This is a genomic window from Paenibacillus tyrphae (genome assembly GCF_000722545.1).
In the GTDB taxonomy this organism is placed as follows: domain Bacteria; phylum Bacillota; class Bacilli; order Paenibacillales; family NBRC-103111; genus Paenibacillus_G; species Paenibacillus_G tyrfis.
The window spans coordinates 45,204-72,050 of record NZ_JNVM01000031.1; the positions used below are offsets into that span (position 1 = coordinate 45,204).

Annotated in this window: 21 protein-coding genes; 18 read left to right on the forward strand and 3 right to left on the reverse strand. The window is 58.5% G+C overall.

The features are described from left to right. Positions 1–26 precede the first annotated feature (26 nt). From ET33_RS28475 to ET33_RS28555, 17 genes are all read left to right on the forward strand, one after another. Complete coding sequence (locus tag ET33_RS28475; RefSeq protein ID WP_036690070.1) at positions 27–800, forward strand: DeoR/GlpR family DNA-binding transcription regulator; 774 nt, start codon at positions 27–29, stop codon at positions 798–800. Between the two features lie 291 nt (positions 801–1,091). Next, positions 1,092–2,786: an amylo-alpha-1,6-glucosidase gene (locus ET33_RS28480; RefSeq protein WP_036690072.1), complete on the forward strand. Its 1,695-nt coding sequence runs from the start codon at positions 1,092–1,094 to the stop codon at positions 2,784–2,786. A gap of 43 nt (positions 2,787–2,829) precedes the next feature. After that, positions 2,830–3,612 carry an SDR family NAD(P)-dependent oxidoreductase gene (locus tag ET33_RS28485; protein WP_036690074.1) on the forward strand — a complete coding sequence of 261 codons (783 nt, stop codon included), beginning with the start codon at positions 2,830–2,832 and terminating at the stop codon, positions 3,610–3,612. 23 nt (positions 3,613–3,635) lie between these two features. Beyond that, positions 3,636–5,027, forward strand: coding sequence for an aminomethyl-transferring glycine dehydrogenase subunit GcvPA (gcvPA, locus tag ET33_RS28490; protein WP_036690076.1), 1,392 nt, complete (start codon positions 3,636–3,638; stop codon positions 5,025–5,027). A gap of 33 nt (positions 5,028–5,060) precedes the next feature. Then, a complete protein-coding gene (gene gcvPB, locus ET33_RS28495) occupies positions 5,061–6,638 on the forward strand; it encodes an aminomethyl-transferring glycine dehydrogenase subunit GcvPB (RefSeq protein ID WP_036690078.1) in 1,578 nt (525 codons plus the stop codon). Positions 6,639–6,854: 216 nt separating this feature from the next. Further along, positions 6,855–8,573 (forward strand): sensor histidine kinase, encoded by a 1,719-nt coding sequence (locus ET33_RS28500; protein WP_051775751.1) that lies wholly within the window; start codon positions 6,855–6,857, stop codon positions 8,571–8,573. Beyond that, positions 8,570–9,760: a response regulator transcription factor gene (locus tag ET33_RS28505; RefSeq protein WP_036690080.1), complete on the forward strand. Its 1,191-nt coding sequence runs from the start codon at positions 8,570–8,572 to the stop codon at positions 9,758–9,760. The genes ET33_RS28500 and ET33_RS28505 overlap by 4 nt, the downstream gene beginning before the upstream one ends. 165 nt (positions 9,761–9,925) lie before the next feature. Then, on the forward strand, positions 9,926–11,209 hold the full coding sequence (locus tag ET33_RS28510) for an ABC transporter substrate-binding protein (protein ID WP_036690082.1): 1,284 nt from the start codon (positions 9,926–9,928) through the stop codon (positions 11,207–11,209). A gap of 35 nt (positions 11,210–11,244) precedes the next feature. Then, a complete protein-coding gene (locus ET33_RS28515) occupies positions 11,245–12,207 on the forward strand; it encodes a carbohydrate ABC transporter permease (RefSeq protein ID WP_036690085.1) in 963 nt (320 codons plus the stop codon). A gap of 27 nt (positions 12,208–12,234) precedes the next feature. Continuing rightward, positions 12,235–13,044, forward strand: coding sequence for a carbohydrate ABC transporter permease (locus ET33_RS28520; protein ID WP_036690086.1), 810 nt, complete (start codon positions 12,235–12,237; stop codon positions 13,042–13,044). A gap of 104 nt (positions 13,045–13,148) precedes the next feature. Continuing rightward, on the forward strand, positions 13,149–16,256 hold the full coding sequence (locus ET33_RS28525; protein WP_036690088.1) for a glycoside hydrolase family 2 TIM barrel-domain containing protein: 3,108 nt from the start codon (positions 13,149–13,151) through the stop codon (positions 16,254–16,256). A 595-nt stretch (positions 16,257–16,851) separates the two neighbouring features. Continuing rightward, positions 16,852–17,487 carry a glycerol-3-phosphate responsive antiterminator gene (locus ET33_RS28530; RefSeq protein ID WP_051775753.1) on the forward strand — a complete coding sequence of 212 codons (636 nt, stop codon included), beginning with the start codon at positions 16,852–16,854 and terminating at the stop codon, positions 17,485–17,487. 172 nt (positions 17,488–17,659) lie between these two features. Then, positions 17,660–18,457, forward strand: coding sequence for an HAD-IIA family hydrolase (locus ET33_RS28535; RefSeq protein WP_081890554.1), 798 nt, complete (start codon positions 17,660–17,662; stop codon positions 18,455–18,457). 112 nt (positions 18,458–18,569) lie between these two features. Continuing rightward, the gene (locus ET33_RS28540; protein WP_036690090.1) at positions 18,570–19,892 is read left to right on the forward strand and encodes an ABC transporter substrate-binding protein; all 1,323 of its coding nucleotides are present in this window, start codon (positions 18,570–18,572) and stop codon (positions 19,890–19,892) included. 94 nt (positions 19,893–19,986) lie between these two features. Beyond that, on the forward strand, positions 19,987–20,880 hold the full coding sequence (locus ET33_RS28545) for a carbohydrate ABC transporter permease (protein WP_036690092.1): 894 nt from the start codon (positions 19,987–19,989) through the stop codon (positions 20,878–20,880). A 36-nt stretch (positions 20,881–20,916) separates the two neighbouring features. Further along, positions 20,917–21,729 carry a carbohydrate ABC transporter permease gene (locus ET33_RS28550; RefSeq protein ID WP_036690095.1) on the forward strand — a complete coding sequence of 271 codons (813 nt, stop codon included), beginning with the start codon at positions 20,917–20,919 and terminating at the stop codon, positions 21,727–21,729. 31 nt (positions 21,730–21,760) lie between these two features. Beyond that, on the forward strand, positions 21,761–22,621 hold the full coding sequence (locus tag ET33_RS28555; RefSeq protein ID WP_036690097.1) for a sugar phosphate isomerase/epimerase family protein: 861 nt from the start codon (positions 21,761–21,763) through the stop codon (positions 22,619–22,621). Positions 22,622–22,635: 14 nt separating this feature from the next. Here the strand turns inward: ET33_RS28555 and ET33_RS28560 are convergent, their stop codons facing one another. Together ET33_RS28560 and ET33_RS28565 are read right to left on the reverse strand one after the other, a co-directional pair. Further along, complete coding sequence (locus ET33_RS28560; RefSeq protein ID WP_036690099.1) at positions 22,636–23,955, reverse strand: hypothetical protein; 1,320 nt, start codon at positions 23,953–23,955, stop codon at positions 22,636–22,638. Between the two features lie 233 nt (positions 23,956–24,188). Beyond that, entirely contained in the window at positions 24,189–25,241 is a 1,053-nt protein-coding gene (locus tag ET33_RS28565; protein ID WP_051775755.1) for a glycosyltransferase, read from the reverse strand. Between the two features lie 102 nt (positions 25,242–25,343). On the opposite strand from ET33_RS28565, the gene ET33_RS28570 reads away from it, so the two are divergent. Continuing rightward, a complete protein-coding gene (locus ET33_RS28570; protein WP_051775757.1) occupies positions 25,344–26,642 on the forward strand; it encodes a glycosyltransferase family 2 protein in 1,299 nt (432 codons plus the stop codon). Here ET33_RS28570 and ET33_RS28575 read toward each other — a convergent pair. Then, positions 26,639–26,842, reverse strand: a complete 204-nt coding sequence (locus tag ET33_RS28575) for a hypothetical protein (protein ID WP_036690101.1) — start codon at positions 26,840–26,842, stop codon at positions 26,639–26,641. The two genes, ET33_RS28570 and ET33_RS28575, sit on opposite strands and share 4 nt — an antisense overlap. Positions 26,843–26,847: the final 5 nt, after the last annotated feature.

Here is a 26,847-nt window from a genome sequence, read left to right on the forward strand (position 1 = left end):
ATAAATCAAAGAAGGGCGGGGCGGCGGTGTCATTAACGTTCGAGGAACGCAAGAAAACGATTATGGGGCGGCTGACGCAGGACGAAAAAGTACAGGTGCATGCGCTGGCCGAGCAGTTGAACGTGTCGCCGGAAACGATCCGGCGGGATCTGGACAGGCTGGAGAAGGAAGGTCTGCTCAAAAAAGTTTACGGCGGTGCGGTCAAGACTCGCATGGATAGCTGGGAGCCACCGTTCATCCAGCGGGAGCAAATGAACAACGGCGCCAAGACGTCGATCGGCAAGCTGGCGGCTTCGCTGATCAAAGAAGGCGAGACGATCATGATCGACAACGGAACGACGACGATGGAGATCGTCCGTCATTTGCAGAACCGGCCCGACGTGACCGTCGTGACCCATTCTGTGCCGGTGCTACTTTTGGCGATGGAGCTGTTCAAGGGCCGGATTATTTTTGCCGGCGGCGCGGTCAACGTGAACCAGCAATCCGTTGGAGGGACGCTAACCGAAGCGATGCTGCAGCAGTTCAAAGTGCACAAAGCGTTCATTTCCGTCGGCGGCATCTCGCTCGTCGAAGGGATTACGGACTATGACTTGAACGAAGCGAGCGTCTCGCGCAAAATGATCGAGCGGGCCGAAGAATCGATCGTCTTGGCCGACCATTCGAAATTCGGCAAAACGACATTCGCCAACATTGCGGCACTGCCGGACATTTCGATGATTATCACCGACAGAGAATGTCCGGAGGACTGGATTCATCAGTTGCAAGAAAAGGGCATCGAGATTCTTATGGCGGAGGACTAAACGTAAGATCGTGCGGAATCTAGAGCGAGCGGCCGGCTTGCTCTATTTTTGTTTGCAGCTACTTAAGAGCGTTCGTTTATCGGATAAACGGACGATCTGCTGCGAACAAAATGACACCCTGACGGGGTTCAGGAATGGCCTTGCGGAAAAACGCGCAAACAGACACGAAGCAGCGAACAGAAAGCCGTTTTGCAGGAAATGCATTTTACTTATAATTTATGTAAACGCTCTCTTACTCTTTTCGTTTGAGAGAGCCGTTATTCAGACGACGAGGGGGCTATCGGAATCCGCATGTTGTTCGATCTTCATACCGTGCCGTTCAGCCGTTTCGGTTCGTATTTTGCCTTTTCGATTCTTCCGGCGCGTCCCGACAGGGAAGCCGGTCTGTACTTGAGGCTTGTGCGGGGCGGGGATAACGATATCGGAGCCGTGTTCCGAATCGAGCTGCTCGAATGCGGCCAAGCCGTTCCCTTTACTTGCAGCGCTTCTCCGACGTTATTGCGGCTTGAAGCGGAAGAAGGGACAGCGGAGTGGTGCATATCGGAGCCGGATTTTATACGCGTTCGTTCGCAAGGTGTCGGCGTGCGGTTAACTTGTGCGCCCGGCGTATATGATTATGCGTTTCCGCTTGGAGAGCGGGGCTGGGAGTTCAACAGCTTCGTGCGGGAACGACGCTTTCTGCTTTCCCCAGTGTCAGGGTCGATTCGCGAGGACGTTCGCTGGGACGGGGTGAAGGCGCAGCGGCTGGTGTTCGACGGCGTGCCGGGCGGCGACGGGAGGCTGGAGCTTACGCTAGAGGAATACCGCACCGTTCCGCGCCCACCGCGCCCCGGCTCGTTCGACCAAGGGCTTGCGCAGGTGGAAGGCGAGTACGCCGCTTGGCTAAGCCGGATGCCTGCTGTTGCCGCGGTCTGGTCCGAAGCCACGGAGCTGGCCGCTTATATTACTTGGTCCTGCGTCGTGCAGGCCGAAGGGTATTTGCCCCGGAACGCAATGTATATGTCCAAAAACTGGATGACGAACATCTGGAGCTGGGATCACTGCTTCAATGCGATGGCGCTTGCCGCGGCCGATCCTGATCTGGCTTGGGACCAGTTTGCGATCTTCTTTGACCGGCAGGACGATAGCGGGATGCTGCCGGATTTTATGAACGATAAATATGCGCTGTGGAACTGCTGCAAGCCGCCGATCCACGGCTGGACGCTGCGATGGCTGATGAACCGTTCCGAAGCGGTTACGACGGAGCGGCTTGCGGAAATTTACGAGCCGCTGGCCCGCTGGACGCAGTGGTGGTTCGATTACCGCGACGACGACAACGACGGCGTGCCGCAGTACAATCATGGCAACGACTCGGGGTGGGATAACAGCACGGTCTTTTTGGCGGCGATTCCCGTGGAAAGTCCCGATTTGTGCGCCTTTCTTATTTTGCAGATGGAAACGCTTGCCACGGTGGCGATTAGGTTGGGACGCGCCGGAGAAGCGGAGCAGTGGAAGCGCCGGTCGCAGGAGCTGTTGACGCGGATGATCGAGCATTTTTGGCGCGGCGACCGCTTTCAAGCCGTACAGTCCGGCACGCATGCCGGAGCCGTCGAGGGCGACAGCTTGATGGCGTATTTGCCTGTCGTTTTGGGCAAGCGTCTGCCAGAGCCGATTCTGCGCAAGCTGGTCGAAGGGCTGCGCGAGGAAGGGCGATTTCTGACGGCGCACGGCTTCGCCACCGAAAGCGTTGGGAGCCCGCTGTACGCGCCGGACGGCTATTGGCGGGGGCCGATCTGGGCCCCAGTCATGCTGCTGCTCGTGGAAGGGCTGAAGGAGGCGGGCGAGGAGCAGTTCGCGGCCGACGTTGCGAGGCGTTTTTGCGGGATGGCGGCTTCCGCAGGCATGGCCGAAAACTTCGATGCGCTCGAAGGGCGCGGGCTGCGGGACCGGGCGTTCACGTGGACGTCCAGCGTGTTTCTGCTGCTGGCCCGGGAGTATGGGGCGTAAGCCGTTTAAACTGAGCTTGTCCGAATAAGGGGGAACTATGGAGATGCAAACGACAGAACAATTGCTTGCATTGGATGGAAAAGTCGCTGCGGTAACCGGAGGCGCTTCGGGGATCGGACTCGCCACGGTGCGGAAGCTGGCCCGGCACGGGGCGTCCGTCGTCATACTGGACGTGAACGAAAAAGCCGGCAGCCAGGCTGCAGACGAGTTGCGGAGCGAAGGGCTCGCAGTCCGGTTCGTCGGCTGCAACGTAACCTCTGCGGCCGATTGCGAAACGGCGGTAGAAACGATACGCCGGGAATATGGCCGATTGGATATTTTGTTCAATAACGCCGGGGTGATCCGGAGGCGCACCGTCGTTGAAATGGCGGAGGAAGAATGGGACGCGGTAGTCGATATTTCGCTGAAGGGCGCTTTCCTGCTCTCCAAATATGCTATCCCGTTAATGGCCGAAGGCGACGGAGGCAGCATCATCAACACCGGGTCCGGCTGGGGACTGAAGGGTGGCGACCGCGCTGCCGCCTACTGCGCCGCTAAGGCGGGGATCGTGAATTTGACAAAGGCGATGGCGATCGATCATGGCGGGCAGCAGATCCGGGTCAACTGCGTCTGTCCCGGAGATACGGATACGCCGCTGCTGCGGGATGAAGCGAAGCAGCTCCAGCGGGAAGAGCAGTCGTTCGTGCAGGCGTCGGCGCTCGAACGGCCCTTGAAGCGCATCGGCACGCCGGACGACATTGCCAACGCGGTGCTGTTTCTCGCGAGCGGCATGTCTTCGTGGGTGACCGGCTCGGTGCTTGTCGTCGACGGCGGAGGACTGGCATAACGAAAAAGGAGGAATTGCGACGTATGGCCACGCTAAAAAAATCAACGTCTCATCCGTATATCCCTAACACCGTGCCCGAGGTTCAGCAGGCGATGCTTGAGGAAATCGGCGTCTCCGATATCGAAGAGCTGTACCGGATGGTGCCGAAGGAGCTTCGACTGACGGGCCCGCTGAAGGTAGAGTCGGCGCTTTCCGAGTACGAGCTGCAGCGTCATGTCGACCGGCTGCTGGACCGCAACCGGAGCGCGAAGGAAACGGTCTGCTTCCTCGGAGCGGGCTGCTGGCAGCATTTCGTACCGGCCGTTTGCGACGAAATTAACCAGCGCTCGGAGTTCGTCACTGCGTATGCAGGCGAGCCTTACGAGGACCACGGCCGCTTCCAGGCGCTGTTCGAGTACCAGAGCCTGCTGGCGGAGCTGGTCGATATGGACGTCGTGAACGTGCCGACGTTCGACTGGGCGCAGGCCGCTTCCACTGCGCTGCGGATGACGGGCCGCATCACCGGCCGCCGAACGGCGCTGCTTCCCGCAACAATGCATCCCGAGCGGCTGAGGGTCATCCGCAATTATTTGTCGCCGCAGATGGACTGCGTCCTTGTGGATTACGAGCCCAGCACCGGACTCCTCGATATGGCCGATCTGCAGGCGAAGCTGTCAGCCGACACGGCTACCGTATATATCGAAAATCCGTCCTACATCGGACATATCGAGACGCAGGGCCGTGATATCGCCGAGCTCGCACATGCGGCGGGCGCACTTTTCGTTGTCGGCGTCGATCCGATCTCGCTCGGCCTGCTTGAGCCGCCGTCCCGGTACGGCGCGGACATCGTCTGCGGCGACCTGCAGCCGCTCGGCATCCGCATGCAGTACGGCGGCGGTCAAGCGGGCTTTATCGCCACGCGCGACGAGGAGCAATTCGTCATGGAATATCCGTCCCGCCTGTTCGGCATTGCTCAGACCGCGGTCGAAGGCGAGTACGGCTTCGGGGATGTCGCTTATGAGCGGACCTCTTTTGCCAAGCGGGAGAAGGGAAAGGAATCGGTCGGGACCCAAACTGCGCTGTGGGGAATCACGGCAGGCGTCTACCTGGCCTTAATGGGACCTCACGGCATGCGCGAGGTCGGCGAAACGATGATCCGGCAGGCTCGGTATGCGGCTGATAGACTGGCGGAGCTGGAGGGCGTACGGATTCGGTTTCAGGCGTCGGCGTTCAAAGAGTTCGTCGTCGATTTCAACGGGACGGGGCGCACGGTGAGCGACATTAACAAGCGGCTGCTGGAGCACGACATCTTCGGAGGCAAAGATTTGTCCGGGGAATTTCCGGCCTGGGGCCAATGCGCGCTCTACTGCGTCACCGAAATTCATACGAAAGAAGATATTGACGCGCTTGCGGCCGCTCTGAAGGCGGTCCTGTAAGCCCGAGGGCAGAAGGGAGCCATGCGAATACCTATGAAACGGATACCTAGAAACCGGAACGTGCGTCAATTTCATCAGGCCAAATGGGACGAACCCGTCATTTTTGAGCTGCATCAGCCGGGCGAGCGGGGCGTCATCCCGCCGTCCGTCAGCGAGGAAGTGGCGGCCATCGTAGGGGACGCCGAAGCTTGCGTGCCGCAAGGCATGCTGCGCAGCCAACCTCCGGCTTTGCCGGAGATCGGGCAGGCAAGGGTGCTGCGCCATTACCTTCGGTTGTCACAGGAGACGCTGGGCTCGGATTTCAACGTCGAGATCGGGCAGGGCACCTGCACGATGAAATATATTCCGCGGGTTAATGAAATGTTGATCCGCAATCCGAAAATAACCGAGCTGCATCCGCTGCAGGACGAGTCGACCGTGCAGGGGATGCTGGAGGTATACCACCGCTTGAACCTCGCGATGCGCGAGATTTCGGGCATGGACCGGTTCACGTTCCAGCCGGGGAGCGGGACGCAGGCGCTGTTCGCGATGGCGTCGATCGTGCGGGCCTATCATGAAGCGAACGGCGAAGGCGACAAGCGGGACGAAATCATAACCACCATATTTTCCCATCCATCACAAGCGGCGACTGCCGCCGTCAAAGGCTATAAAATCATTACGCTGTACCCTGACAAGGACGGATTCCCGGATTTGGAAGCGCTGCGGGGGGCAGTCTCCGAGCGGACGGCGGGCTTCGTCGTCGCCAATCCGGAGGATACGGGCATCTTCAACCCACGGATTCGCGAGTTTACCGACCTCGTGCACGCCGCAGGCGGGATATGCTATTACGATCAAGCGAACGCGAACGGGCTGCTCGGCATCACCCGGGCGAAGGAAGCGGGCTTCGACATGTGCTTTTTCAACCTGCACAAAACGTTTGCCGCGCCTCATATGTGCGGGGGCCCGGCGACAGGAGCGCTCGGCGTGACGGAGCGGCTGGCGCCGTTCCTGCCCGGCCCGCTCGTCGAAACGAACGGAACCCGTTACACGCTGAACCATTCGCCCGCCCAAAGCATCGGCAAAGTCCGCATGTTCCAAGGCGTGGCCCAGACGGTGCTCCGCTCGTACGCATGGATTCGCGCGCTGGGACCGGAAGGGCTGCTGGATACGGCGAAGGTGGCGGTGCTGAACAACAACTATTTGTACAGCCGCATCCTGAAAATTCCGGGCGCCAGCGCTCCGTACGTGGAGGGCGGACGGCTGGAGCAGGTGCGCTACAGCTGGGAGCGGCTGACCCGGGAAACTGGCATTACGACGGAAGACGTGCAGCGTCGCATGTGCGACTTCGGCCTCCATTACTGGACCAGTCACCATCCGTACATCGTGCCGCAGCCGTTCACGCTCGAGCCGACCGAGTCGTATTCCAAGGAAGACTTGGACGAATACGTGAGCGCCCTGGAGCAGATTGCCAAGGAAGCCTACGAGCAGCCAGACATCGTCCGCAGCGCCCCGCACAACAGCACCGTGCACCGGATCGACGAATCGAGCTTCGACGACCCGGCGAAATGGTGCATCACCTGGCGGGCCTATCTCAAAAAGACCGCCCCGGCCGAAGCCGGTATCGAGTCTTGAACAAAATAAAGCCGGGGTGATCCCGACAATGTGAGCAGCTGCCGGAATCCGCCTAGGAGTCCGGCTTTTCGCTTCATGAGACGCGGCCGCAAAGGGTAAAGTTTCCGGCAGACGCAGGTCCTGCGCTTGATGCTGGCGGTCTTGGGGGCGTGGTATAATTAACACGGAAAGCGCTTACGAGATTGCGAAAACAACAACTGCTTGCGGGGGATGTCCATGCTATCCATGCTGCCTAGAAACGGATTCAAGCTGCCACGGGGGTTCCGAAGCACCCTGCAAACCAAGCTGGTGCTGCTTATTGCGCTTGCCGCGGCGATTCCGCTGCTGACGCTCGGGTACGTGCTGTATCACAAATCGTCGGGAACGATCAACGAGCAATTCGGCCGCTACGGGGAAAACTCCGCCTCGCAGCTGCAATTTCAGATCGATTCCACCTTGGGACAAATGAAGTATACGGTCAGCGACATTTTGTCGTACTTGCTCGACCCGAAGTTTACGGTGCTGCACGAAGAGGTGCCGACGACGTACAAGGGCTTCCAGGAGGAGCAGCAGCTTGAACAGTATTTGAAAGCCCACAAGTCTTTGGATATGAAAGGCATTTTTCTGATTACAAAATCGGGCTACTATTACGGCGAACGGATCATCCGCTTCGATCTGCTCAAGGCGGAGCCATGGTATCGGGATGATGCCGACGGCTACCGCTTCGACCTGTACGAGCCGAAACATTATAACGATACGGCCCGCGTTCCCGGGGAAAAAGTGATCGGTCTGCTGTTCCGCATCCGCAATCAGGTGGGGGTGCTGGAGAACAGCAGCATTTTGATCGAGACGAATGCCGACAAGCTGCTGCGGATGTTTCACGAATTCGAGCAGGATACCGGCTCGCAGCTGACGATCACAGGGGGCGGCAAAACCGTTTACCAGACGCAGGGCTCGTTTGCCAAACGGGACGACGATGTCGTCTGGACGAAGCATTCGGACGAGACGGACTGGACGATTGAGGTGCGGACGCCGTACGAGCAATTTTATAAGCCGTCGCTGCTGATCCGTACGTTTACGTTCTCCGCGGTCAGCCTGTCGATTGTATTGGCGTTCGTGCTGGCCTATATGTGCTCGGCCCCGCTGCTCAAGCGGGTCAAGAAAATGAAAGAATCGATCCGCCGCGTCAGCCTCGGGAAGCTCGATACGCGAATCGATGTGGAGTCCGAAGACGAGCTTGGGCTGCTTGCCCACAGCTTCAACCGGATGGTGGGGCAGCTTCAGACGCTGTTTCACGAGATGAAACAGGTCGAACGCCAGAAAAAAGAAGCCGAGCTCCGCGCGCTGCATCATCAGATCAACCCACATTTGCTCATCAATACGCTCGCTTCCATCCAATGGAAGGCCAGATTGGCAGGTGCCGCCGACGTCAATAAGATGATTTATCATTTAACCAACGTGCTGGACGGCAATCTGAATGTCGACCGGGAGGTCGTCACGCTGGAACGGGAGCTTGAGGTGATCGATCATTATTTGAATTTGCAGGAGCTGCGGTACGGCAGCGTGTTCGCCTACCGGATCGAAGCCGCCGGAGTCGATCTGTCCGCCGTGGACATTCCGCGGATGACGCTGCAGCCGCTGGTGGAAAACGTCTTTTTTCACGCGTTCGAGGACGGGGAAGGGACGATCGTGCTGCGCATCGAAGCGGACGGCGCGGACGTGCTAGTCTCTCTGATCGACGACGGAAAAGGCATGAGCGAGCGCACGCGTCAGCAGCTGCTTCATCCGCACCCGGACGGCGTTCGAAAACGCCGGAGCATCGCCCTGCGCAATGTGGAGGAGCGCATCAAGCTGCATTTTGGCGAAGCGTACGGGCTGTCCGTTCAGTCCGCGCCGGGAGCGGGGACCTGCATGGTTATCCGATTGCCGATCAAAGCCAAGGAGGGGATCGCATGAATGCCAAACCGATTAAAGTGCTGATTGCCGACGACGAGGTGATCATCCGCCGGGGACTGATTTCGACGGTGCCGTGGGACAAGTATGGGATGACCGTCGTAGCGGACGTGCCCAACGGCAGCCGGGGATGGGAGGCGTTTCTGGAGCACCGGCCGGATGTGGTCATCACCGACATCGTGATGCCCGAGATGGACGGAATCGAGCTTGCCCGCAAGGTGAAAGCATGCGAGCCCCGGACCAAAATATTGCTGCTCAGCTGTCATCGCGACTTCGAATATGCGCAGCAGGGGATTAAGCTGGGCGCTTCCGGCTATCTGCTGAAAACGTCGTTCAACGACGAGGAGCTGGAGGAATTTCTGGACGCTTTTCGTCAGGAGCTCGGCGCGGACGTTGCCGACGCTCCGCGGCACGTCGCCGATCACGCAGGCCCGGGCCCCGCGATCTCCGGGCTGCTGCTCGAATGGCTGTACGGCGTCGGCGACCGGTTTCCGGCCGAGCTGGACCGGCTGCTTCAAGGGGCGTGGAGCTGGATGAATGCGCCGACTGCGCTGTATCTGATCTCCGCGCCCGGAAAATGCGGCGGGACGCTGGAGCATGAGCTGCGCGGCTGCGCGACGGGTGAGCCCTGCGAGGTGCTGCCCTTCGGGGAAGGGCACCTGCTGCTGTTTGTGCCCGAAGCCGGGCAGCGCGAATGGGACAGCCGCCTGAGCGAGCGCAAGGCTGAGCGGCCGGAGCTGCATTGGTCCCGGCTGTCGCCGCTGGCCGGGCGCGAGACATGGGTCGACGCCGTGCGCAAAGCGCGCGGGCAGATGGAGCTGGAGAAGCGGTACCGCATCAGCGTCGGGCAGTGGCCCGCTCCGATTGCCGAAGCGGTGCAGCTGATCGTCCGGCATACGGATACCCAACTGTCCGTATCCGATGTGGCGCATGAGGTAGGACTGAGCCGCAGCCATTTCAGCACGCTGTTCAAGAAGACGGTCGGCGAAAGCTTCGTCTCGTTCACGTACCGGGCGAAGCTAAAAATCGCCTGCGAGCTGCTTGGCGCCCAAGGGATTACCGTTCAAGAGATCGCGGATAAAATCGGCATGCCCGACGCCAAATATTTCAGCAAATGGTTCAAGCGCTGCACCGACAAAACGCCGAGCCAATACCGGAGCGAGCGGCGCGAGGAAAGGAGCGTCATCTAAAAACACGGCTGGCATCGAACGAAAAGACACCTTTGCCCGGCAGAGGCCGTTCGTGCAGCCGATGATGCACGATTTTCCGAACATCCCTCCGTTTTGTATGCGCTTTACTCCCGTTACAATAAGCATGTAAGCGGTTAACTAACAGACGTTCAGGGGGAATTCGAAATGAAACGAAGGATGCTTCTTGTTACGACAGCGATCTTGTCCGCTTCTTTGCTGGCCGCCGGGTGCGGCAAGCCGGCAAGCGAGCCTCAAAACGGCACAGCGGGGGCGCAGACGCCATCGTCCGATCCGGGCAAGCAGGTGACGCTGCGTTTTGCGACGTGGGATACGGGCGATCTGCTCAAAATTCAAGAAACGATCGCGCGCCAATTCGAAGCGAAGCACCCCGGCGTCAAGGTGCAGGTGGAGGCGTACGGGGACGGCTTCGACCAGAAGCTGGCCGCTTCGATCGGAGCGAACAATGCGCCTGATGTGATGTACATGTGGGATTTTCCGACCTATTCCCAGAACCTCGAACCGCTGGATGCGATGATGTCCGCCGATGCCGGCCTCAAGCCGGACGATTTTTATCCCGGGCTGTTCAACTACGTGAAGATCGGCGGCAAAACGTACGGTATGCCGGCCGGATTTACGACCCGCGTCATGTACTATAACAAGAAGCTGTTCGACGAAGCGAACGTGCCGTATCCGAAAGCGGGCTGGACGTGGGACGACTTCAAGGAAACGGCCAAGAAGCTGACGAACCCCGCCAAGAAGCAGTACGGCTTCGGCGTCCGGGCGGAGAACGATCCGTACGACCTGCAGGGCGTTATCTGGAGCAACGGCGGCAGCTTTATCAGCCCGGACGGCAAGTCGATCGAGGGGTTCATGAACGGCAAAGAAACGGCGGACGTGCTGCAGATGTTCGGCAGCCTCGTCAAGGATAAAACGGCCGTCATCGTCGGCGGCAAAAACCAGCAATCCGGAGACGACGTTTTCAAAGCAGGTAAAATCGCCATGTGGGAAAGCGGCGTATGGCCGCTGGGCGGCTTCAAAGAAGCCAAAATCGATGTCGGCACGGTCGTCATGCCGGCCTTCCCGGGCAAGAACCTCAAGGGCGTCATCGCCGAATCGGCGGTGTCAATCTCCAAATCGTCCAAGAACAAGGAAATGGCTTGGGAATTTGTCAAATACTACGCGTCCGACGAGGCGATCAAGCTGCGGACCTCCGACCTGCCGGTGCGCAAAAGCGTCGTGGCCGAGAAAAAGCTCGACCAAGACCCGCTCTACCAATCGTTCTATAAAATGCTGGAAGCTTGCGACGACACGCCGGCGTTCCTGCTGAATCCGAAATGGAACGAAGTGAACCGTAACCTCACGTCGGCGATCAATACGATTATGCTCGGCCAGAATGCGAAGGATTCGCTTGACAAGGCCGTCAAGGACTCGGAGAAATTTTTCAAATAAAGCCGGCAGGCGAAAAACGGAAGAAGGATGGACCTATGGATACGACCGCCGTTCGACAGGCAGCCAGGCCGGGCATCCGACTGAAACGAAGAGGCTGGCTTACGCCTTACCTCTTCGTCCTTCCTTGGATGATCGGTTTCGTTTCCTTCACGCTGGGGCCGCTGCTGTTCTCACTGGTGATCAGCTTGTACGACTGGCCGATTGCCGGAGAGCGTACGTTTGTCGGGTTGCAAAATTATACCCGGATGTTCACAGACGACCCGCTTTTCTGGGAGTCGCTTGGCGTCACGCTGAAATTCGCTGCGATTTTTGTGCCGCTGAATTTGTCGGTAGCGCTGCTGCTCGCCATGCTGCTGAATCAAAAGGTACAGGGAAGCGGGATATTCCGCACGATCTTTTATTTGCCGTCCGTCATCTCAGGGGTCGCGCTCGCGATGATCTGGGCGTGGGTATACAGCGGCGAGTACGGCATCCTGAATTACTTTTTATCGCTTGTCGGCATTGCCGGACCGGACTGGCTGCGGGAGCCGGGTTGGGCGCTGGCGGCGATGGTAGGCGCGAGCCTATGGGCGCAGGGCTCGATGATGCTGATCTTTTTGGCCGGGCTCAAGAATATCCCGGGCGATCTGTATGAAGCGGCCTCTATTGACGGGGCCGGCGTGTTCACCCGTTTTTTCCGGATCACGCTGCCCATGCTCAGCCCGACGCTGCTGTTCAATCTCGTCACCTCGATCATCGGCGCGTTCCAGCAGTTGACGCTGGCGTTGACGCTGACCGGCGGGGGGCCGTCGAACTCGACGTATTTTTACGCTATGTACGTTTATGAAAATGCTTTTAAATATTTTCATATGGGCTACGCCGCAGCGAATGCGTGGATCATGTTCCTGATCATTTTGACGCTGACGATGCTCGTCTTCCGCTCGACCGGCATGTGGGTGTACTACGAGGGCGAAGTGAAGGCAAAACGGGCGGGCAAGCGGCGGCGGAAGGCAGCTTAAGGATTGGGGAAAGGAGAGAGACCGGAGATGAAAAAAACGCTCACATACGCGCTGCTCGTCTTGTTCTCGCTGCTGTTTCTGATGCCGTTCTTCTGGCTCGTGACGACGGCCGTGAAAGCGCCGAATGAAATCTACATGTACCCGCCCAAATGGCTTCCTTCGGAGATTCAGTGGGGCAACTTCGTCAAAGCTTGGACGATTCAGCCGTTCAATACGTTTTTGCAAAATTCTTTGACCGTGACGATTCTGTGCAATATTGGGCAACTGATTTCCTCTTCGCTGGTGGCGTACGGCTTTGCACGTTACCGGTTTCCGGGACGCGACGCGCTGTTTCTGATCGTGCTGGCGACGATGATGATCCCGTGGGACGTGACGATGATTCCACTTTATATGGAATTCAACTTTCTCGGCTGGATCAATACGCTCAAGCCTTTGATCGTCCCGGCCTGGTTCGGATCGGCCTTCTATATTTTTCTGCTGCGGCAGTTTATTATGACCATTCCGACGGAGCTGGAGGAGGCGGCGAAAATCGATGGGGCCAGCGATTTCGGCATATTTATCCGGGTGATCGTCCCGCTGATGCTGCCCGCCTTGATTCTTGTGAGTGTGTTCAACATGCTCGATACGTGGAACGATTACCTCGGGCCGCTGATTTTCCTGAACGACTCCAGCAAATATACGTTGACGCTCGGGCTCGCCCAGTTCAAAGGGGTACACGGTGTCGATATGACATCCGTGATGGCGGTGACGTCGATTATCTGCCTGCCGCCGCTGCTCGTATTTTTCGGCGCGCAGCGGTACATCGTGGAAGGGATTGCGCAGACGGGGATAAAATAGCGGGACGGTTGCGGGTCATGCGACAGTAAAGGAAACAGCTACGTTCTATGCCGTACAACATCTATAAAACAGGGTAATCAGATGCATATACTAGGAGGTTTATCATGAGCGAACATCTGGCAAGAAGGGATTGGCAAAATTTGAGTGTGCTGGAGCGGAACCGGCTGCCTGCCCGGGCCTCGTTCGTTCCGTACGGCGCTGCGGAGTCGGCGCTGACGTACGATCGGGGCAGCTCGGACCGGTTCATGCTGCTGAACGGCGAGTGGGCGTTCCATTACGCCGGACGTCCCGAGGAGGCTCCGGCCTCGTTCTACATGCCGGAGTTCGACGACAGCGGCTGGGATCGGCTCGTCGTGCCGAGCCACTGGCAGCTTCACGGGTACGGCGCGCCGCATTATACGGATTTGTATTATCCGTTTCCGGTCTGTCCGCCCGAGGTGCCGGCAGACAATCCGACCGGAACGTATCGGCGAACGTTTACGCTGCCGGAGGACTGGTTATCTCGGAACGTTTTCTTACAGTTTCAAGGCGTGGACAGCGCTTTTCACGTCTGGCTGAACGGCAGTTATGTCGGCTACAGTCAAGGCAGCCGCCTGCCGTCGGAGTTTGGGATTGCCCCGTTTGTGTGCGAGGGCGAGAACGTGCTGGCGGTGCAGGTTTACCAATGGTCGGACGGCAGCTATTTGGAGGATCAGGATATGTGGTGGCTAAGCGGCATTTTTCGTGATGTCGCCTTGGTTGCTCAGCCGAAGACGTATCTCAGAGATTACACGGTCGTCGCCGATCTGGACGCAGACGGCCGCACCGGATTGCTCCATGTGCGGGCGCAGGTCGCTAAAGATCGGACGATGACGGGAAATGTCGTGCTGGAGTGGCGGCTGACGGACGGGGAACAAGGGACGGAGGCGGCTTCCGGCGTTTGTCCGGTGGACGGCTGGAACCAAGGGGGCGCTGAAGCGGCGGCGCACTTCCGGGCGCAGCTGAGCGACGTCCGCCCGTGGACGGCAGAAACGCCGGCTCTGTACGATCTGCTGCTCACGCTCAAGACGTCGGACGGCGACACCCTCGAAGTCGTGCCGACGCGCATCGGCTTCCGCCGGGTGGAAGTGCGGGGCGGCAGGCTGCTCGTCAACGGAAAGCCGATCCGGCTTCGTGGCGTGAACCGCCACGATCATCATCCGGAGCGCGGCCGGGCGGTCACGGTGGAGACGATGGAGCAGGACGTCGTCCTGATGAAACGGCACAACATCAACGCGGTGCGGACGGCGCATTACCCGAACGATCCGCGATTTTACGACTTATGCGACCGGTACGGGCTGTACGTCATGGACGAGACCGACCTGGAAACGCACGGCTTCGAGCTTGTAGGGGATGCCGACCGGCTGAGCAACGATCCCGCGTGGGAGGAAGCTTATGTCGAGCGGATGCGTCGGATGGTCGAGCGGGACAAAAATCATCCGAGCATCCTGTTCTGGTCGCTCGGCAACGAATCCGGCTTCGGCTGCAATCACGAGGCGATGACCGCCTGGTGCCGCAGCACCGATCCGACGCGGCTCATTCATTACGAAGGCGACCGCGAAGCGAAGGTATGTGACGTATTCAGTACGATGTACTCGACCGTGGAGAAAATGATCGGCTTCGGGCAGCGCGAAAACGAGGAGAAGCCGCATGTGCTGTGCGAATACGCGCATGCGATGGGCAACGGTCCCGGCGGGCTGCTCGAATACGAGGAAGCGTTCCGCACCTATCCTCGGCTCGCCGGCGGCTTCGTATGGGAGTGGATCGACCACGGCCTCAGCCGCAAAGCGGCGGATGGGCGGACGTACTACGCCTATGGAGGCGATTACGGCGATGAGCCGAATAACGGCAACTTCGTTATCGACGGGCTGATCACGCCGGACCGCACCCCTTCGCCCGGACTGCTGGAGTACAAAAAGATCATCGAACCGGTCACCGTGGAAACGTTCGATGCCGAACAAGGGACGGTCACGATCCGGAACCGGTACGATTTCCGCGATCTGAGCCATCTGCAGCTCGTCTGGACCGTCTCGGCGGACGGGACACCGCTTGCGAGCGGCAGCGCTCCGCTACCAGACGTGCCGCCGGGCGGTACAGCGCCAGTGTCGCTTCCGCTGCAAAGACCGGTGCGCCTGCTGCCCCGCGCGGAGTACCGGCTCGAGCTGCGCTTTGTGCTCGCCTCGGACACAAGCTGGGCGCCACACGGCCACGAAGTGGCCTGGGCGCAGCTTGAGCTGCCGGGCTGGGCGGCTGGGCCGGACGCTCCTCCGGTTGCGTCGGCGCCGCACCCGCTGCTCGCGGAAGAGCGCGCAGGCGAGCTCGTCCTGCACGGCGCGGACTTCGCGCTCCGCTTCGATCTCGCGCGTGGCGATATCCGCTCGTGGACCGGCGCGGGCCGTCCGCTGCTCCGCCGAAGCCCCACGCTTGCGCTATGGCGGCCGCCGATCGACAACGACATGTACGTCGTGGCGGACTGGCGCAAAGCGTGCCTTCATTTGGTGCGCGACGACACCCGCTCGTTCGCGTGGGAGCGGCTCGACTCCGGCACGGTGCGATGCATCCGCCGCATACGCACGGCTCCGCCCGTCTACGACTGGGGCTACGAGTCCGTATGGACGTATACGGTCCACAGCAGCGGACTTGTCGAGCTCCAAGTGCAGGGAACGCCGTACGGCAAGCCGCCGGAGATGCTTCCGCGCATCGGGCTGCGGATGGAGCTGCCGGGCGACTATGACCGCGTCGTCTGGTACGGCCGGGGGCCGGGGGAATCGTACCCGGACAGCAAACAGGCGGCGCGGTTCGGCCGGTATGACGGCTCCGTTGCCGGGCTCGGCTTCCCGTACGTGTATCCTCAAGAGAACGGCAATCGCTCGGATGTCCGGTGGGCCGCTTTTCTGAGCGGCAGCGGCTCGGGGCTGCTGGCTGTCGGGATGCCAAAGTTCGATTTCGGCGCGCACTGGCATACGCCGGAAGACATCGAGCAAGCGAAGCATACGACCGATTTGGTCAAACGGGATTTCATTACCGTGCACCTCGACTACCGGCACAACGGCCTAGGGAGCGCAAGCTGCGGGCAGGGACAGCTTCCGCCTTACCGGCTGGAGGCGCATGATTTTACGTTCGAGGTCCGGCTGATGCCGGTCAACGAACAGGGCGCATCCTTGGACGCCGCAGCACGGCGACTCCGTACCTGAGCGGCGCTTTAAGCGAGATCAACGCGTGCCAAGCGAAGGCAAGAGAAAATCTCAACGTGGGGCTTAACCGCCCCGCGTTTTTCTCGCAATAGCAGAACCAAAGTGGCGTACGTACTATCGACGCGGGAAGCGCGAATGATGGCTGCCAACCTCTACTCGACTTGACTTGAAAATAAAGGAACGAGGATGCGCTAAGCAAAGATTACAGACGTTCCTCAGAACATAGCGGAAGCAGGATGACTTATTCGTGTCGAAAAATGTTCATTTCCCCTGGGATGAGGCTGTTAAGTCATCGCAGTTCCTCTATTTTGCTCAGGCGAACCAATTTAGACACATTAACGCACCTCATTTCCTCTATTTTTATCGCATGTCCCTGAAACACATTCTGAGAGAGTGCGAGCGCAGGGTTAACTCGTTAAACGATCCGGCCAACGGTCAAGAAAAAACCTCTCACTTGCCAGTCACATCCCCTTTACCCATCCATCGCCCCTTCCTGTTAACACTGCCCTGACAAATGTCTGCTAAGATGAACTCGAGCTGCGCAGAGCTTGTCAGCGTATGGCGCAGAATGGACGCTTGGAAAGGGGCAGGGAACGTGAAGCAGGCATTATACGAGTACATGGGGGACAAGCGCATCATTCCCGCGGTGCGCAAAGCCGAGGATTTGCAGGCGGCGTGCGCCAGCGAGTGGCCCGTCGTCTTTTTGCTGATCGGCGATCTGGTCACGGCGGGGGAGTATGTAGAGACGGCGCTCAAGGCAGGCAAAAACGTGTTCCTGCACGTCGATTTTATCGCGGGGCTCGGCAGCGACCCGATCGTCATGAAGTACGTCGCGGAGCGCTGGCGACCGACCGGCATTATTTCGACGAAGAGCCATTTGGTCAAGCAGGCGAAAAAGAACGGCCTTGCCGCAATCCAGCGGTTGTTTCTGATCGATACGTCGGCGCTGGAGCACGGCATCCACAATATCGGGCAGAGCGAGCCGGACGCCGTGGAGATTATGCCCGGACTGATTCCCCGGGTCATTACCCAGCTGCGCCGAAGCATCTCCATGCCGATCATCGCCGGCGGGCTGATTCACGATCATGTGGAGATCGACATGGCGCTGCAGGCAGGGGCAAGCGCCGTATCGATGGGCAGCCGGAAGCTGTGGGGACCGGGTTCGGGAGCCGCCGACCTGCCGGAAGCCGCACCTTTACAAAAACTACACAAACCGTTAACATCCCGATGACAAAATGCTGCTAGAGTAAGAGTCGGAAGTTTGAATTGCATATTCAAGGGTATGAGACGAGGAGAAAACCCTTATGCAGCTGCAGGAAGCGCCTGATTGACGACGCGCCGCTTCTTTCTGCTGGATAAAGGGTTTTTTTGTGTTTTCATCACGAAGGGAGCTGCGCAGGATTTTGCCGGATTTGAGGGAAGTGGACGGTTTCTTTTTCGATTTGGACGGAACGATTATGCTCGGGAACAGGCTGCTTCCGGCGGCTGCCGAAACGTTCTCCGTCCTGCGGGGAAAAGGAAAGAGCATTTTGTTTCTGAGCAATACGACGACGCGGACGAGGAGCGACTGCCAAGCCCGTCTGCAGGCGTTCGGGCTGGAAGCGCACGTGCACGAAGTGGTGACCGCCGCCTACGCCGCTGCGGTATATTTCACGGAGCTGCGCGATCCGGTCGTGTACTCCGTCGGGGAACCGGCACTGATCCGCGAATTGGACGAGCTGGGCGTCCGGCGAACGGAGGACCCGCTCTGCGCGACGCACGTGCTAGTCGGAATGGACATGCATTTCGACTACGGTCGGCTGCATCAAGCGATGAAGGCTGTACGCAGCGGTGCTACGTTGATCGCAGCCAATCCCGACCCGTATTGTCCGGTTGACGGCGACGTCATCCCCGACACGTGGGCGATGGTGAAAGCGATCGAAGCGGCGAGCTGCGCCGAAACGCAGGTCGTCATCGGCAAGCCGTCGGACTATTACGCCCGCAAGGCGCTCGAATGGAGCGGCCTTCCGGCAAAGCGCTGTCTGATGGTAGGCGACCGGCTGGATACGGACATCCTGCTAGGACTCGGCAGCGGCATGCGCACGGCGCTGGTGCTGACGGGAGTAACGGTGAGCTCCGATCTCGGCGCGTCTCCGATTCGGCCCGACTACGTCTGGAATTCCCTAGGAGATTTGCTGGAAGCACTCCGTTCCGATTTTTAACATTTGCTTTACATTGCTCTAACGAGGGCATCACACACGTTTGCTACAGTGAAGCCATAGGGACGATCCCGGCACACGTACACTACATACAACAACCAAAGGAGAGAACACGATGCGTTCCGTAACTGCAAAAATGGTAAGTCTGGGTCTGTGTATTTCGATGATCGCCGGGTGCGGCGCCAAAACCGAATCGCCTGCCGCTACCTCCGCTTCGAATAAGGCGGAGACGAAGGACGAGAAAGTCGAGCTCACGTTTTATTTCCCGATTGCCGTCGGGGGGCCGCTGACTGCTACCATCGAAGGGATGGCTCAGGAATTTACGAAGCAGAATCCGAACATTACCGTCAAGCCGGTCTATACGGGCAGCTATGCGGATACCGCCGTCAAGACGCAAGCGGGCGTCCAGGGCAAAAATCCGCCGGATGTGGCCGTGCTGCAATCGACCGAGTTGTTCAGCCTGCTCGATATGAACGCCATCGTTCCGCTCGACGAGTTCATCGCCAAAGAAGGCGGCGACAAGTATTTGTCGGACTTTTATCCCGCATTTCTGGCGAACTCGCAAACCGGCGGCAAGACGTACAGCATCCCGTTCCAGCGCAGCACCATCGTGCTGTATTACAACAAGGACCTGTTCAAAGCGGCCGGTCTCGATCCGAACAAACCGCCGCAAACGTGGGACGAGATGAAGGACTACGCCAAGAAGCTGACCAAAGACGGCAAGTGGGGCCTCGAAATTCCGGTCACCGGCTTCGCCTACTGGATGTTCCAGACGTTCGCGCTGCAAAACGGCAAAAACATCATGACCGAGGACGGCAAAAAGGTCATGTTCAATACGCCGGAAAACGTGGAAGGCTTGCAGTATTGGGTGGATTTGGCGAAAAAGGAAAAAGCGATGCCGGAAGGCGTAACCGAGTGGGGCACCGTGCCTTCGGACTTTCTGGAAGGGAAAACGGCCATGATGTACCATACGACCGGCAACCTGTCCAACGTGAAGAAAAACGCCAAGTTTGACTTCGGCGTCAGCTTCCTGCCGAAACAGAAGAGCTTCGGCAGCCCGACGGGCGGCGGCAACTTCTACATCTTTAAAGACATCGACAAGAAAAAGCAGGAAGCGGCTTGGAAGTTCGTGAAGTTCATGACCGAATCCGAACGTGCGGCCCAATGGAGCATCGACACCGGCTATGTCGCCGTCCGCAAATCCGCCTACGAAACCGAGCGGATGAAAAAATACGCCGCCGAATTCCCGGCCGCCGTCGTGGCGCGCGACCAGTTGCAGTATGCGGCCGCCGAGCTGTCCACGCACAACAACGGCAAAGTGATGAAGGCGCTCAGCGACCAGGTGCAGGCGGCGCTGACAGGCGCGATGACGCCGGCGGATGCCTTGAAGAAAGCGCAGGAGGAAGCGGACAAGGCGCTCGCTCCTTTCAATAAGTAATCCGGATACCGAAGGCGGCGGCATGCGCTAATTCAGGCAGCCGCCCCGGGGCTCCGGCACGGCTTTATTTTAACGATCGCGGGGAGGCTTCCTTTTGGGCGGCAAAAACTTCAACTTACAATGGAAAACGGACGCATTCGCATGGCTTTTGCTTTTGCCTTCGCTCGTGTTCTTGTTCCTGTTTACGTTTTATCCGATCGCCAAGACGATCCGGCTCAGCTTTTATCAGGCGGATCTGGCGAGCCCGGTACCGGTATTCATCGGCTTGGACAATTACGCTCATCTGATGAAGGACGATATATTTTGGCAGGTCATGTCCAACAATCTGTGGTTTGCGCTCGGCACGGTGCCGACGTCCATGGCGCTGGCGCTGCTGATGGCGGTGTTCGCCAACAAGGCGATTCGCGGCAAAGGCTTCGTGCGGACCGCGTTCTTTTATCCGACTATGATCCCGATGATCGCCATCGCCAACGTATGGCTGTTCATTTATACGCCGCAGTACGGGCTGCTGAGCAGACTGACCCAATGGATCGGGCAGGGCGACATCAACTGGCTCGGCACGCCGGAGCTGGTCATGTATGCGATGATCGTCATGATGATTTGGAAGGAAGCCGGGTATTTTATGATTTTTTATTTGGCCGGGCTGCAAAATATTTCCCGGGACTTGTACGAGTCGGCGGAGGTGGACGGCGTCGGGCGCTGGACCGTGTTCCGCAAAATTACGTTTCCGCTGCTCATGCCGACGACTTTGTTCGTCGCCATCGTGGCGCTGACCAACGCGTTCAAGCTCGTCGATCATCTGCTGATCATGACGAAAGGCGGACCGAATAACGCGAGCAATCTGCTGCTTTATTATATTTACGAAACGGCTTTCAGCTTCTGGGATCAAGGCATGGCCTCGACCTTGACGGTCGTCATGATTGCCGTCCTTCTGCTGGTGGCGGCACTGCAATTTTTCGGGCTGGATAAAAAAATACATTACCATTAATGCGGAAATGCCCTGTGAAAGAAGGTTGGCGGTTACATGCTGCGTAACAAATTGAAAATAAATCATGCGTTCATATATATGCTCGCTTTGGTCTGGCTGGTTCCGCTCGTCTGGGTGATTAGCACGGCCTTTCGTCCGAAGCAGCTTGCGCTGCAGCCGGGCTTGTCTCTGGAGTTCACGCTGGATAACTTCGCCCGGGTCTGGGCGGCTGCGCCGTTTGCGCAGTACTATGTCAATACGCTGCTGATCGTTGCCTGCGTGTTTGCCGTGCAGATGGTCACGGCGACGATGGCGGCGTTTGCTTTTGCCCGGGTCCGTTTTCGCGGCCAAAATCTCGTCTTTCTGCTGTTTCTGGTGCAGATTATGATTCCGGCGGACGTGCTCATTTTTCCGAACTATAACGTCCTGAAGGAATTGTCGCTGCTCGATACGAAGCTCGGCATTATGCTGCCTTACTTCGCGTCGGCCTTCGGCATTTTTCTGCTGCGCCAGATGTTCAAGACGATCCCGCCGGAGCTGGACGAAGCCGCCGTCATGGAAGGCTGCTCCAAGTGGCAGGTGCTGTGGAAAATTTATTTTCCGCTGGCTCGTCCGTCTTACATCGCCTTCGGGCTCGTGTCCGTCAGCTACCATTGGAACAATTTTTTGTGGCCGCTCATCATTACCAATTCCGTCGAAAACCGGCCGCTTACGGTAGGACTCGCCATTTTCGCCCAATCGTTCGAAACGGGTGCGCAGTGGACGGAAGTGAGCGCCGCAACGCTGATGGTCATCGCTCCGCTGCTGGCTGGGTTTCTGCTCTTCCAGCGCCAGTTTATGAACAGCTTTATTCAGTCGGGAATCAAGTAACTTGCACACGAAGAAGAGGAGGGTGAAAGTCATGGAAACGCTGCGTCAATGCGCCGTTTCGACTTATGCGCTGCTGGAGGAGTCTTTGGAGGCGGCGGTCGTTCGTTTGATCCGGGACGGGTGGAAGGAAATCGAGATCATGGGCGAAGGACCGCACATCGAGCTGCTGGAATGGCCGGAGGAGAAGCTCGACTGGCTCCGGCAGCTTGGGAAGGAGCATGGCGTTCGCTGGACGGTCCATGCTCCGATCACAGGTCTGAACCCGGCAGCGTATGAGGAGGAAGCCAGAAAAGTATCGATGGAGCTTCTGTTAACTACGCTTCGGATTGCGGAGCGGCTGGAATGCGCTTATGTCGTGCTGCATCCCGGGGAAGCGGACGAAGCGGAGGAACTTCAGGCCGATTCCGACTTGGAGTCGGAGCTTGCGGAGCGGGTGGCGGATTTTGTCCGGGAAGCGCTGCGCACAACAGCCGGTTCGGGAGTCGTGATCGGGCTGGAAAACGTACCGCCGTATCCGAACCTGCTAGGCACGGACGTGAGGTTTCTGGAGCGGATCGTCCGCTCGATCGATTCGCCGCGTCTGCGGGTCGTTTTCGATGCGGGACACGCGCACATGACCGGCACGGGACTCTGCCTGCTGTCGCTCAAGCGCATCATGCCATATGTCGTCGGGCTGCATTTGAGCGACAATGGAGGCGTGCGCGACGATCACTGGGCGTTCGGCGCGGGTTCGGTTCCGCTCGAAGCCGTGACGGTGCTGGCGCAGGATCACGGCTTTGCGGGCTCTTGGGTGCTGGAACTGCGCAGCGTGCCGGACGCGGTCGCCTCGGCGGAAGCGCTGGCCCGGATGCGGCGGTCTTCTCGGGCGGACGGGCTGCGGCAGGCGGAGTAGAGCGCGTTTCGCCTCTACTTCACATCCGTCACTTGCAGCGCTATGGATGCATAGTTCGTTACATCCTCCGGCACGACGGCTTCGAATGGTTGAAGGAGGCCGTCCCCAGGATAGGACGAATCGAACGACAATTCCAGCGGAGCCTTGGCTATCGCCGCACCGTCAGCGTTCAGGAACGACAGCTCCGCCTTTACATGGCGTTCGCCGGCATGTTTGGAGCTGTATTGACCGGTCACGATGCTGAACACGCCATCCCGCCTCACTTGAATCGCGCCCAAGCGTAGCTCCGGATATGCCGCATCGGCGAGGGTTATCGGGTCGTCCGGTTGAATGTTACTTATGGGTTGATCATTGAACATCCCGACTTGAACGGTAGCATACGCAAACATCTGGATATCCCGATCCGCCGTCAGCTCAATAGTAGATGATTCTCCGCCTTTAAGCCGGACTGTCGCTCCCGAGGAAGCGCCGATCCGTTCGCCCTTTTCGTTATAAAACAGAACGGCGAAGCCGACCGGAATCGTCTCCGTAGTATTCCGCCACTTAGGTCCGAGCTGTGCCGAGGCACGAATTCGCGTCTGATTCCCGTCGAAATAACGTTGGTTCAGACCAACCTCCATCCGGTGGTCTGCATCCGCTGCATCCAGTTCATGAAGCCGGAACCAGACCGGCCCCAGCCACGAATCGGCCCGGTACCAATCGCGCCATACGGCAGTAACTTGCATCGGCTGAGGATTCACGCCCGCTTCGGAAACATATTCGTGTGGAACACGAAACAATTTCGTTGGCGCCGTCAGTTGAACCTCCGTCTGAACCAATTTTACGCCAACCGCCGCCCAATTCGGTGCGATCCATGCTTCTCCCTCGGGAGTTGCGATCTTGTAACGTTTGCCCCACCCGGCAATCGCTTGGACGGTTTGTTTACCGATTTTCCCTTTAGGCGATAATAACCCCGGATCGCTGTATAAGGTTTCTTCGTGGGAGAGCTCGATGTACATGTCCATCGGCTCTTCTTTTCCTCTCAACGCGTTGTCGGGAACGATCCAGGCCTTGCCCATCCAGGTGGAAATCAAATATCTGGGTGCCCGATAGCCTTCTCCATGTCCTCTTCGGATGCTTGACGTTTGCAGTACATGAACTTGCTGGGGCGCAATCACTCCGACTTGCTGATAACGGTCGTCATAGAGCTCCGTCGGCTCGAACAGCGTCAAGGTTTCGGCTGATTCCGCCAGACTCTGAGCGTCTCCGGCTAGAGCGGATGGTGTCCACGTTAGGCCGGCCAACGCCCCTGCCAACAATCCGAAGCTTAATAAAACCCCGGCTTTTTTTCGCATGCCTTCACTTCCCCGCATTTGGTGGATACTACCATTTAAATCCTATTTTACACAGGATATGAGGCAATTTGCATCAATTTTTTGCAGGAGCTATGGCAAGGAAGCATAAAAGCGGACAGGGTGTTCAGCCGATGGATTGGAAGCGCTGCGTGCAAGCAACGAAGAAATCGTGAAGCTTGAAGTTTCGCCAAGGGGCCATGTTCGGGTGGAGGAAATCGGGACAAATGGAATTATCAGGAGAGAATTCGATCGCTTCCATGGGGTCGGGTTTTCTCTTTTCGTTCCGGCAGCGAGCGAAGGAAGGCATCGATCTCCCGGGCGCGGCGCTCCCAAGTATGCTCCAAGGCATAGGAGATACGGGCCGCCCCGTCGCCCGGCTCGTCAAGCCGTTCCGCAACCTTCCGAATAAAATCCCCGCGGGATGCGGCAATATCCACATGCGGAGCCATCCTTTGACATTCGGGAAGCGCGGTGGATATTACGGGTTTGCCGGCGGCCAGGTATTCATACGCTTTGATCGGGTTAGCTGCGACCGCGACGGGCGTTATGCGAAAAGGAATGACACAGACGCTAAAGCTTTGAATATAGTCCCGCAGCTCCTCATGCTGCTTGAGCCCCAAGAACCGTACCCTGCCGCCGTAAGCGTCGGGCCGATGCCTTCTGTCGAACGGGGGCCCGATTACCGTCACTTCGGCCCCGGACAGCTGCGAGCATTGGCCGATCAGCCCTTCGTCGATCCAAGGCGCCCATGCTCCGACGTAGCCGATCTGTTGTCGCTTCGATGACCCGCTTCTGGCAGCGGCTTCTTCATCCGGCAAGTGAAGCATCATGCTTGGATCGTAAGCATTGCGGATCAAGGCGGCTCGCTGCTCCGGATAGCATCGTCGGATTCGGTCGTACAGCCGCTGCGATGAGCATACGATAGCGTCCGCCCGGACGGCCAGCTGTTTTTCGGCCCGGAACCACTCGCCGAGCTCGTCCGAACAGTCGTAAACGATCCGATTGGGGGAGTAGGTAGCGGCAATGGACAAGTAGGCGAAGGGCAGCGAGCACCAGACGAGAACCGGGGCGGTTTTGCGGATTTTGGGCCAAGCCGTTTGAAGCCAATGCTCATGATGATGGACGATGAACAGATTCGGCTCGATGCGCTCCACCCGCGGAACGGATCTCGTTCGGTTGCAGAAAAAAACCGTGTAGCCCAGTCTTGCCAGCTGGGTCATCAGCTGCTGCGGGCGTTGCTTCATCCATGCCCAGTCGAGGGTCGGCGGATAAATAACGATGCTCACCGGACAGTCCCTCCTTGGAAAAAATCGATAACAAATTTTAGGTGTTTATCATATAGTAAACAGTGAATCCGAAAGTGCAGATGACAGGAGGCCGTTCCCGAGATGCTGTTTATCGTGCTGGACTCGCGTCAAAGCGGACCTGCGGAGCAAACGCAAGCATCCGTCCGGGCCGTCTTCCCGGATAGCCGGTGCGTAATGCTGGAATCGCATGCTGCGGGCGGCATGAATGAAGCTCTTGCCGATGATGACGGGCCTTGGTTTGCCGTGCTGTATGCGGGCGAGCGGCTGCTCCCGGCGTTTCGCCGCGAGATCGAGACTTGGGTCCGATCGTTGGAGGAGAGCGTGGCCGGTGTACTGCTGTTCCCGGCGGCTGCGGACGGCCATCGTCTACCTGCCGCAAGCGTGCCTAGAGGGCCTGTGCTCTGGCGAACGAAAGCGTGGAGCAGCGGCCTGTCTCCGGGATTTGCCGGGACTGAGCTGCTTCCGTTCGAACGGTATGCCCTGGTGGAAAAGCAATTCCAGTTAAGCGAGGCATGGCATTGGCCGGAGCGGCGGTCCTTGGGGTGGCTGCCCGCTGTGTCGGGAGTTCCCGGTTCCAAGAGAGCGGCGGACGAATGGCGCGAGGTTGCCCCGATCCTTAAAGGACGGTATAGCGCCGCCGTTCCCGGCAAGTCTCCGTTTGTAACGGTAGTCCTTTGCATATTCAATGATGCGGAATATTTGGTTTGGGCGATCCGAAGCGTCTGCGTACAATCGTACCCGCACTGGGAACTGCTCATCATGGACGACGGATCGACCGACGGCGCCGAGGAGACGCTGAAAGCCTGCCCTTTTTCGGCGGACCCCCGTATACGGTTCGTGCGCTGCGAGCGGAACATGGGGAAGTCCCATGCCTTGAATCGGGCGTTATCGATGGCCCGGGGCCGCTGGCTGCTTGAAATTGACGCCGACGATTGGCTGACGCCGGACTGCTTGCGATTACTCGCCGGCCGGGCTGCGCAAGGAAGCAGAGCGGCCTTCCTCTACGGGAGGCACAGGCTTTGGCATGAGCGCCGGAACAAAAGCTTGATCATGGGGCGGAGCGGCGAGCGTCCGAAAGAGATGACGGTCGATTCGCTGCTGAAAGAAGGATTTCCGCTGGCTCCCCGCATGTACAGCGTCCAAAGGGTGAAGCAGTTGGGCGGTTGGCTGACCACGGACCCGTTCGAGGGGCGTTTGTACGAAGATCTTCAGCTTCTGGCGCGTCTTCTATCGTTCGGGCCGCCGGAGGAAGTGCCCGAGGTCGTGTACCATCGAAGACTGCGAATGTCCAGCATAACCCATCGCCACCCGGGCCGTTATGCCAAGTGGCTGAAGTGGATGAGGGAGACGCTGCAGGATGTAAGCCCGTCGCAAGATTAAGCCGCAAGAATGCGCACGAATTCTACATTTTGGATAAATACCGTCACTTGAATCGTCGGAGAAGTGTAAGAAGGATTGGGGACCTGTACCGTAAAAAAGCCGTCTCCTACGCCGAGCAGCGTACCTTGCACGAATTGATTCGTCAAAAACGCTTCGATCTTTCTGCCGATGAAGGCGGCCAGAGCCTGTGAGAAATTCATGTCCT

Excerpts from the sequence above, each read along its gene's own strand:
- ET33_RS28520 (WP_036690086.1), top strand. The coding sequence starts at position 12,235 with ATGAAAAAAACGCTCACATACGCGCTGCTCGTCTTGTTCTCGCTGCTG.
- ET33_RS28480 (WP_036690072.1), top strand. The coding sequence starts at position 1,092 with ATGTTGTTCGATCTTCATACCGTGCCGTTCAGCCGTTTCGGTTCGTAT.
- ET33_RS28505 (WP_036690080.1), top strand. The coding sequence starts at position 8,570 with ATGAATGCCAAACCGATTAAAGTGCTGATTGCCGACGACGAGGTGATC.
- ET33_RS28485 (WP_036690074.1), top strand. The coding sequence starts at position 2,830 with ATGCAAACGACAGAACAATTGCTTGCATTGGATGGAAAAGTCGCTGCG.
- ET33_RS28560 (WP_036690099.1), bottom strand. The coding sequence starts at position 23,955 with ATGCGAAAAAAAGCCGGGGTTTTATTAAGCTTCGGATTGTTGGCAGGG.
- ET33_RS28575 (WP_036690101.1), bottom strand. The coding sequence starts at position 26,842 with ATGAATTTCTCACAGGCTCTGGCCGCCTTCATCGGCAGAAAGATCGAA.
- ET33_RS28555 (WP_036690097.1), top strand. The coding sequence starts at position 21,761 with ATGGAAACGCTGCGTCAATGCGCCGTTTCGACTTATGCGCTGCTGGAG.
- ET33_RS28510 (WP_036690082.1), top strand. The coding sequence starts at position 9,926 with ATGAAACGAAGGATGCTTCTTGTTACGACAGCGATCTTGTCCGCTTCT.
- gcvPA (WP_036690076.1), top strand. The coding sequence starts at position 3,636 with ATGGCCACGCTAAAAAAATCAACGTCTCATCCGTATATCCCTAACACC.
- gcvPB (WP_036690078.1), top strand. The coding sequence starts at position 5,061 with ATGAAACGGATACCTAGAAACCGGAACGTGCGTCAATTTCATCAGGCC.
- ET33_RS28570 (WP_051775757.1), top strand. The coding sequence starts at position 25,344 with ATGCTGTTTATCGTGCTGGACTCGCGTCAAAGCGGACCTGCGGAGCAA.
- ET33_RS28540 (WP_036690090.1), top strand. The coding sequence starts at position 18,570 with ATGCGTTCCGTAACTGCAAAAATGGTAAGTCTGGGTCTGTGTATTTCG.
- ET33_RS28525 (WP_036690088.1), top strand. The coding sequence starts at position 13,149 with ATGAGCGAACATCTGGCAAGAAGGGATTGGCAAAATTTGAGTGTGCTG.
- ET33_RS28500 (WP_051775751.1), top strand. The coding sequence starts at position 6,855 with ATGCTATCCATGCTGCCTAGAAACGGATTCAAGCTGCCACGGGGGTTC.
- ET33_RS28550 (WP_036690095.1), top strand. The coding sequence starts at position 20,917 with ATGCTGCGTAACAAATTGAAAATAAATCATGCGTTCATATATATGCTC.
- ET33_RS28515 (WP_036690085.1), top strand. The coding sequence starts at position 11,245 with ATGGATACGACCGCCGTTCGACAGGCAGCCAGGCCGGGCATCCGACTG.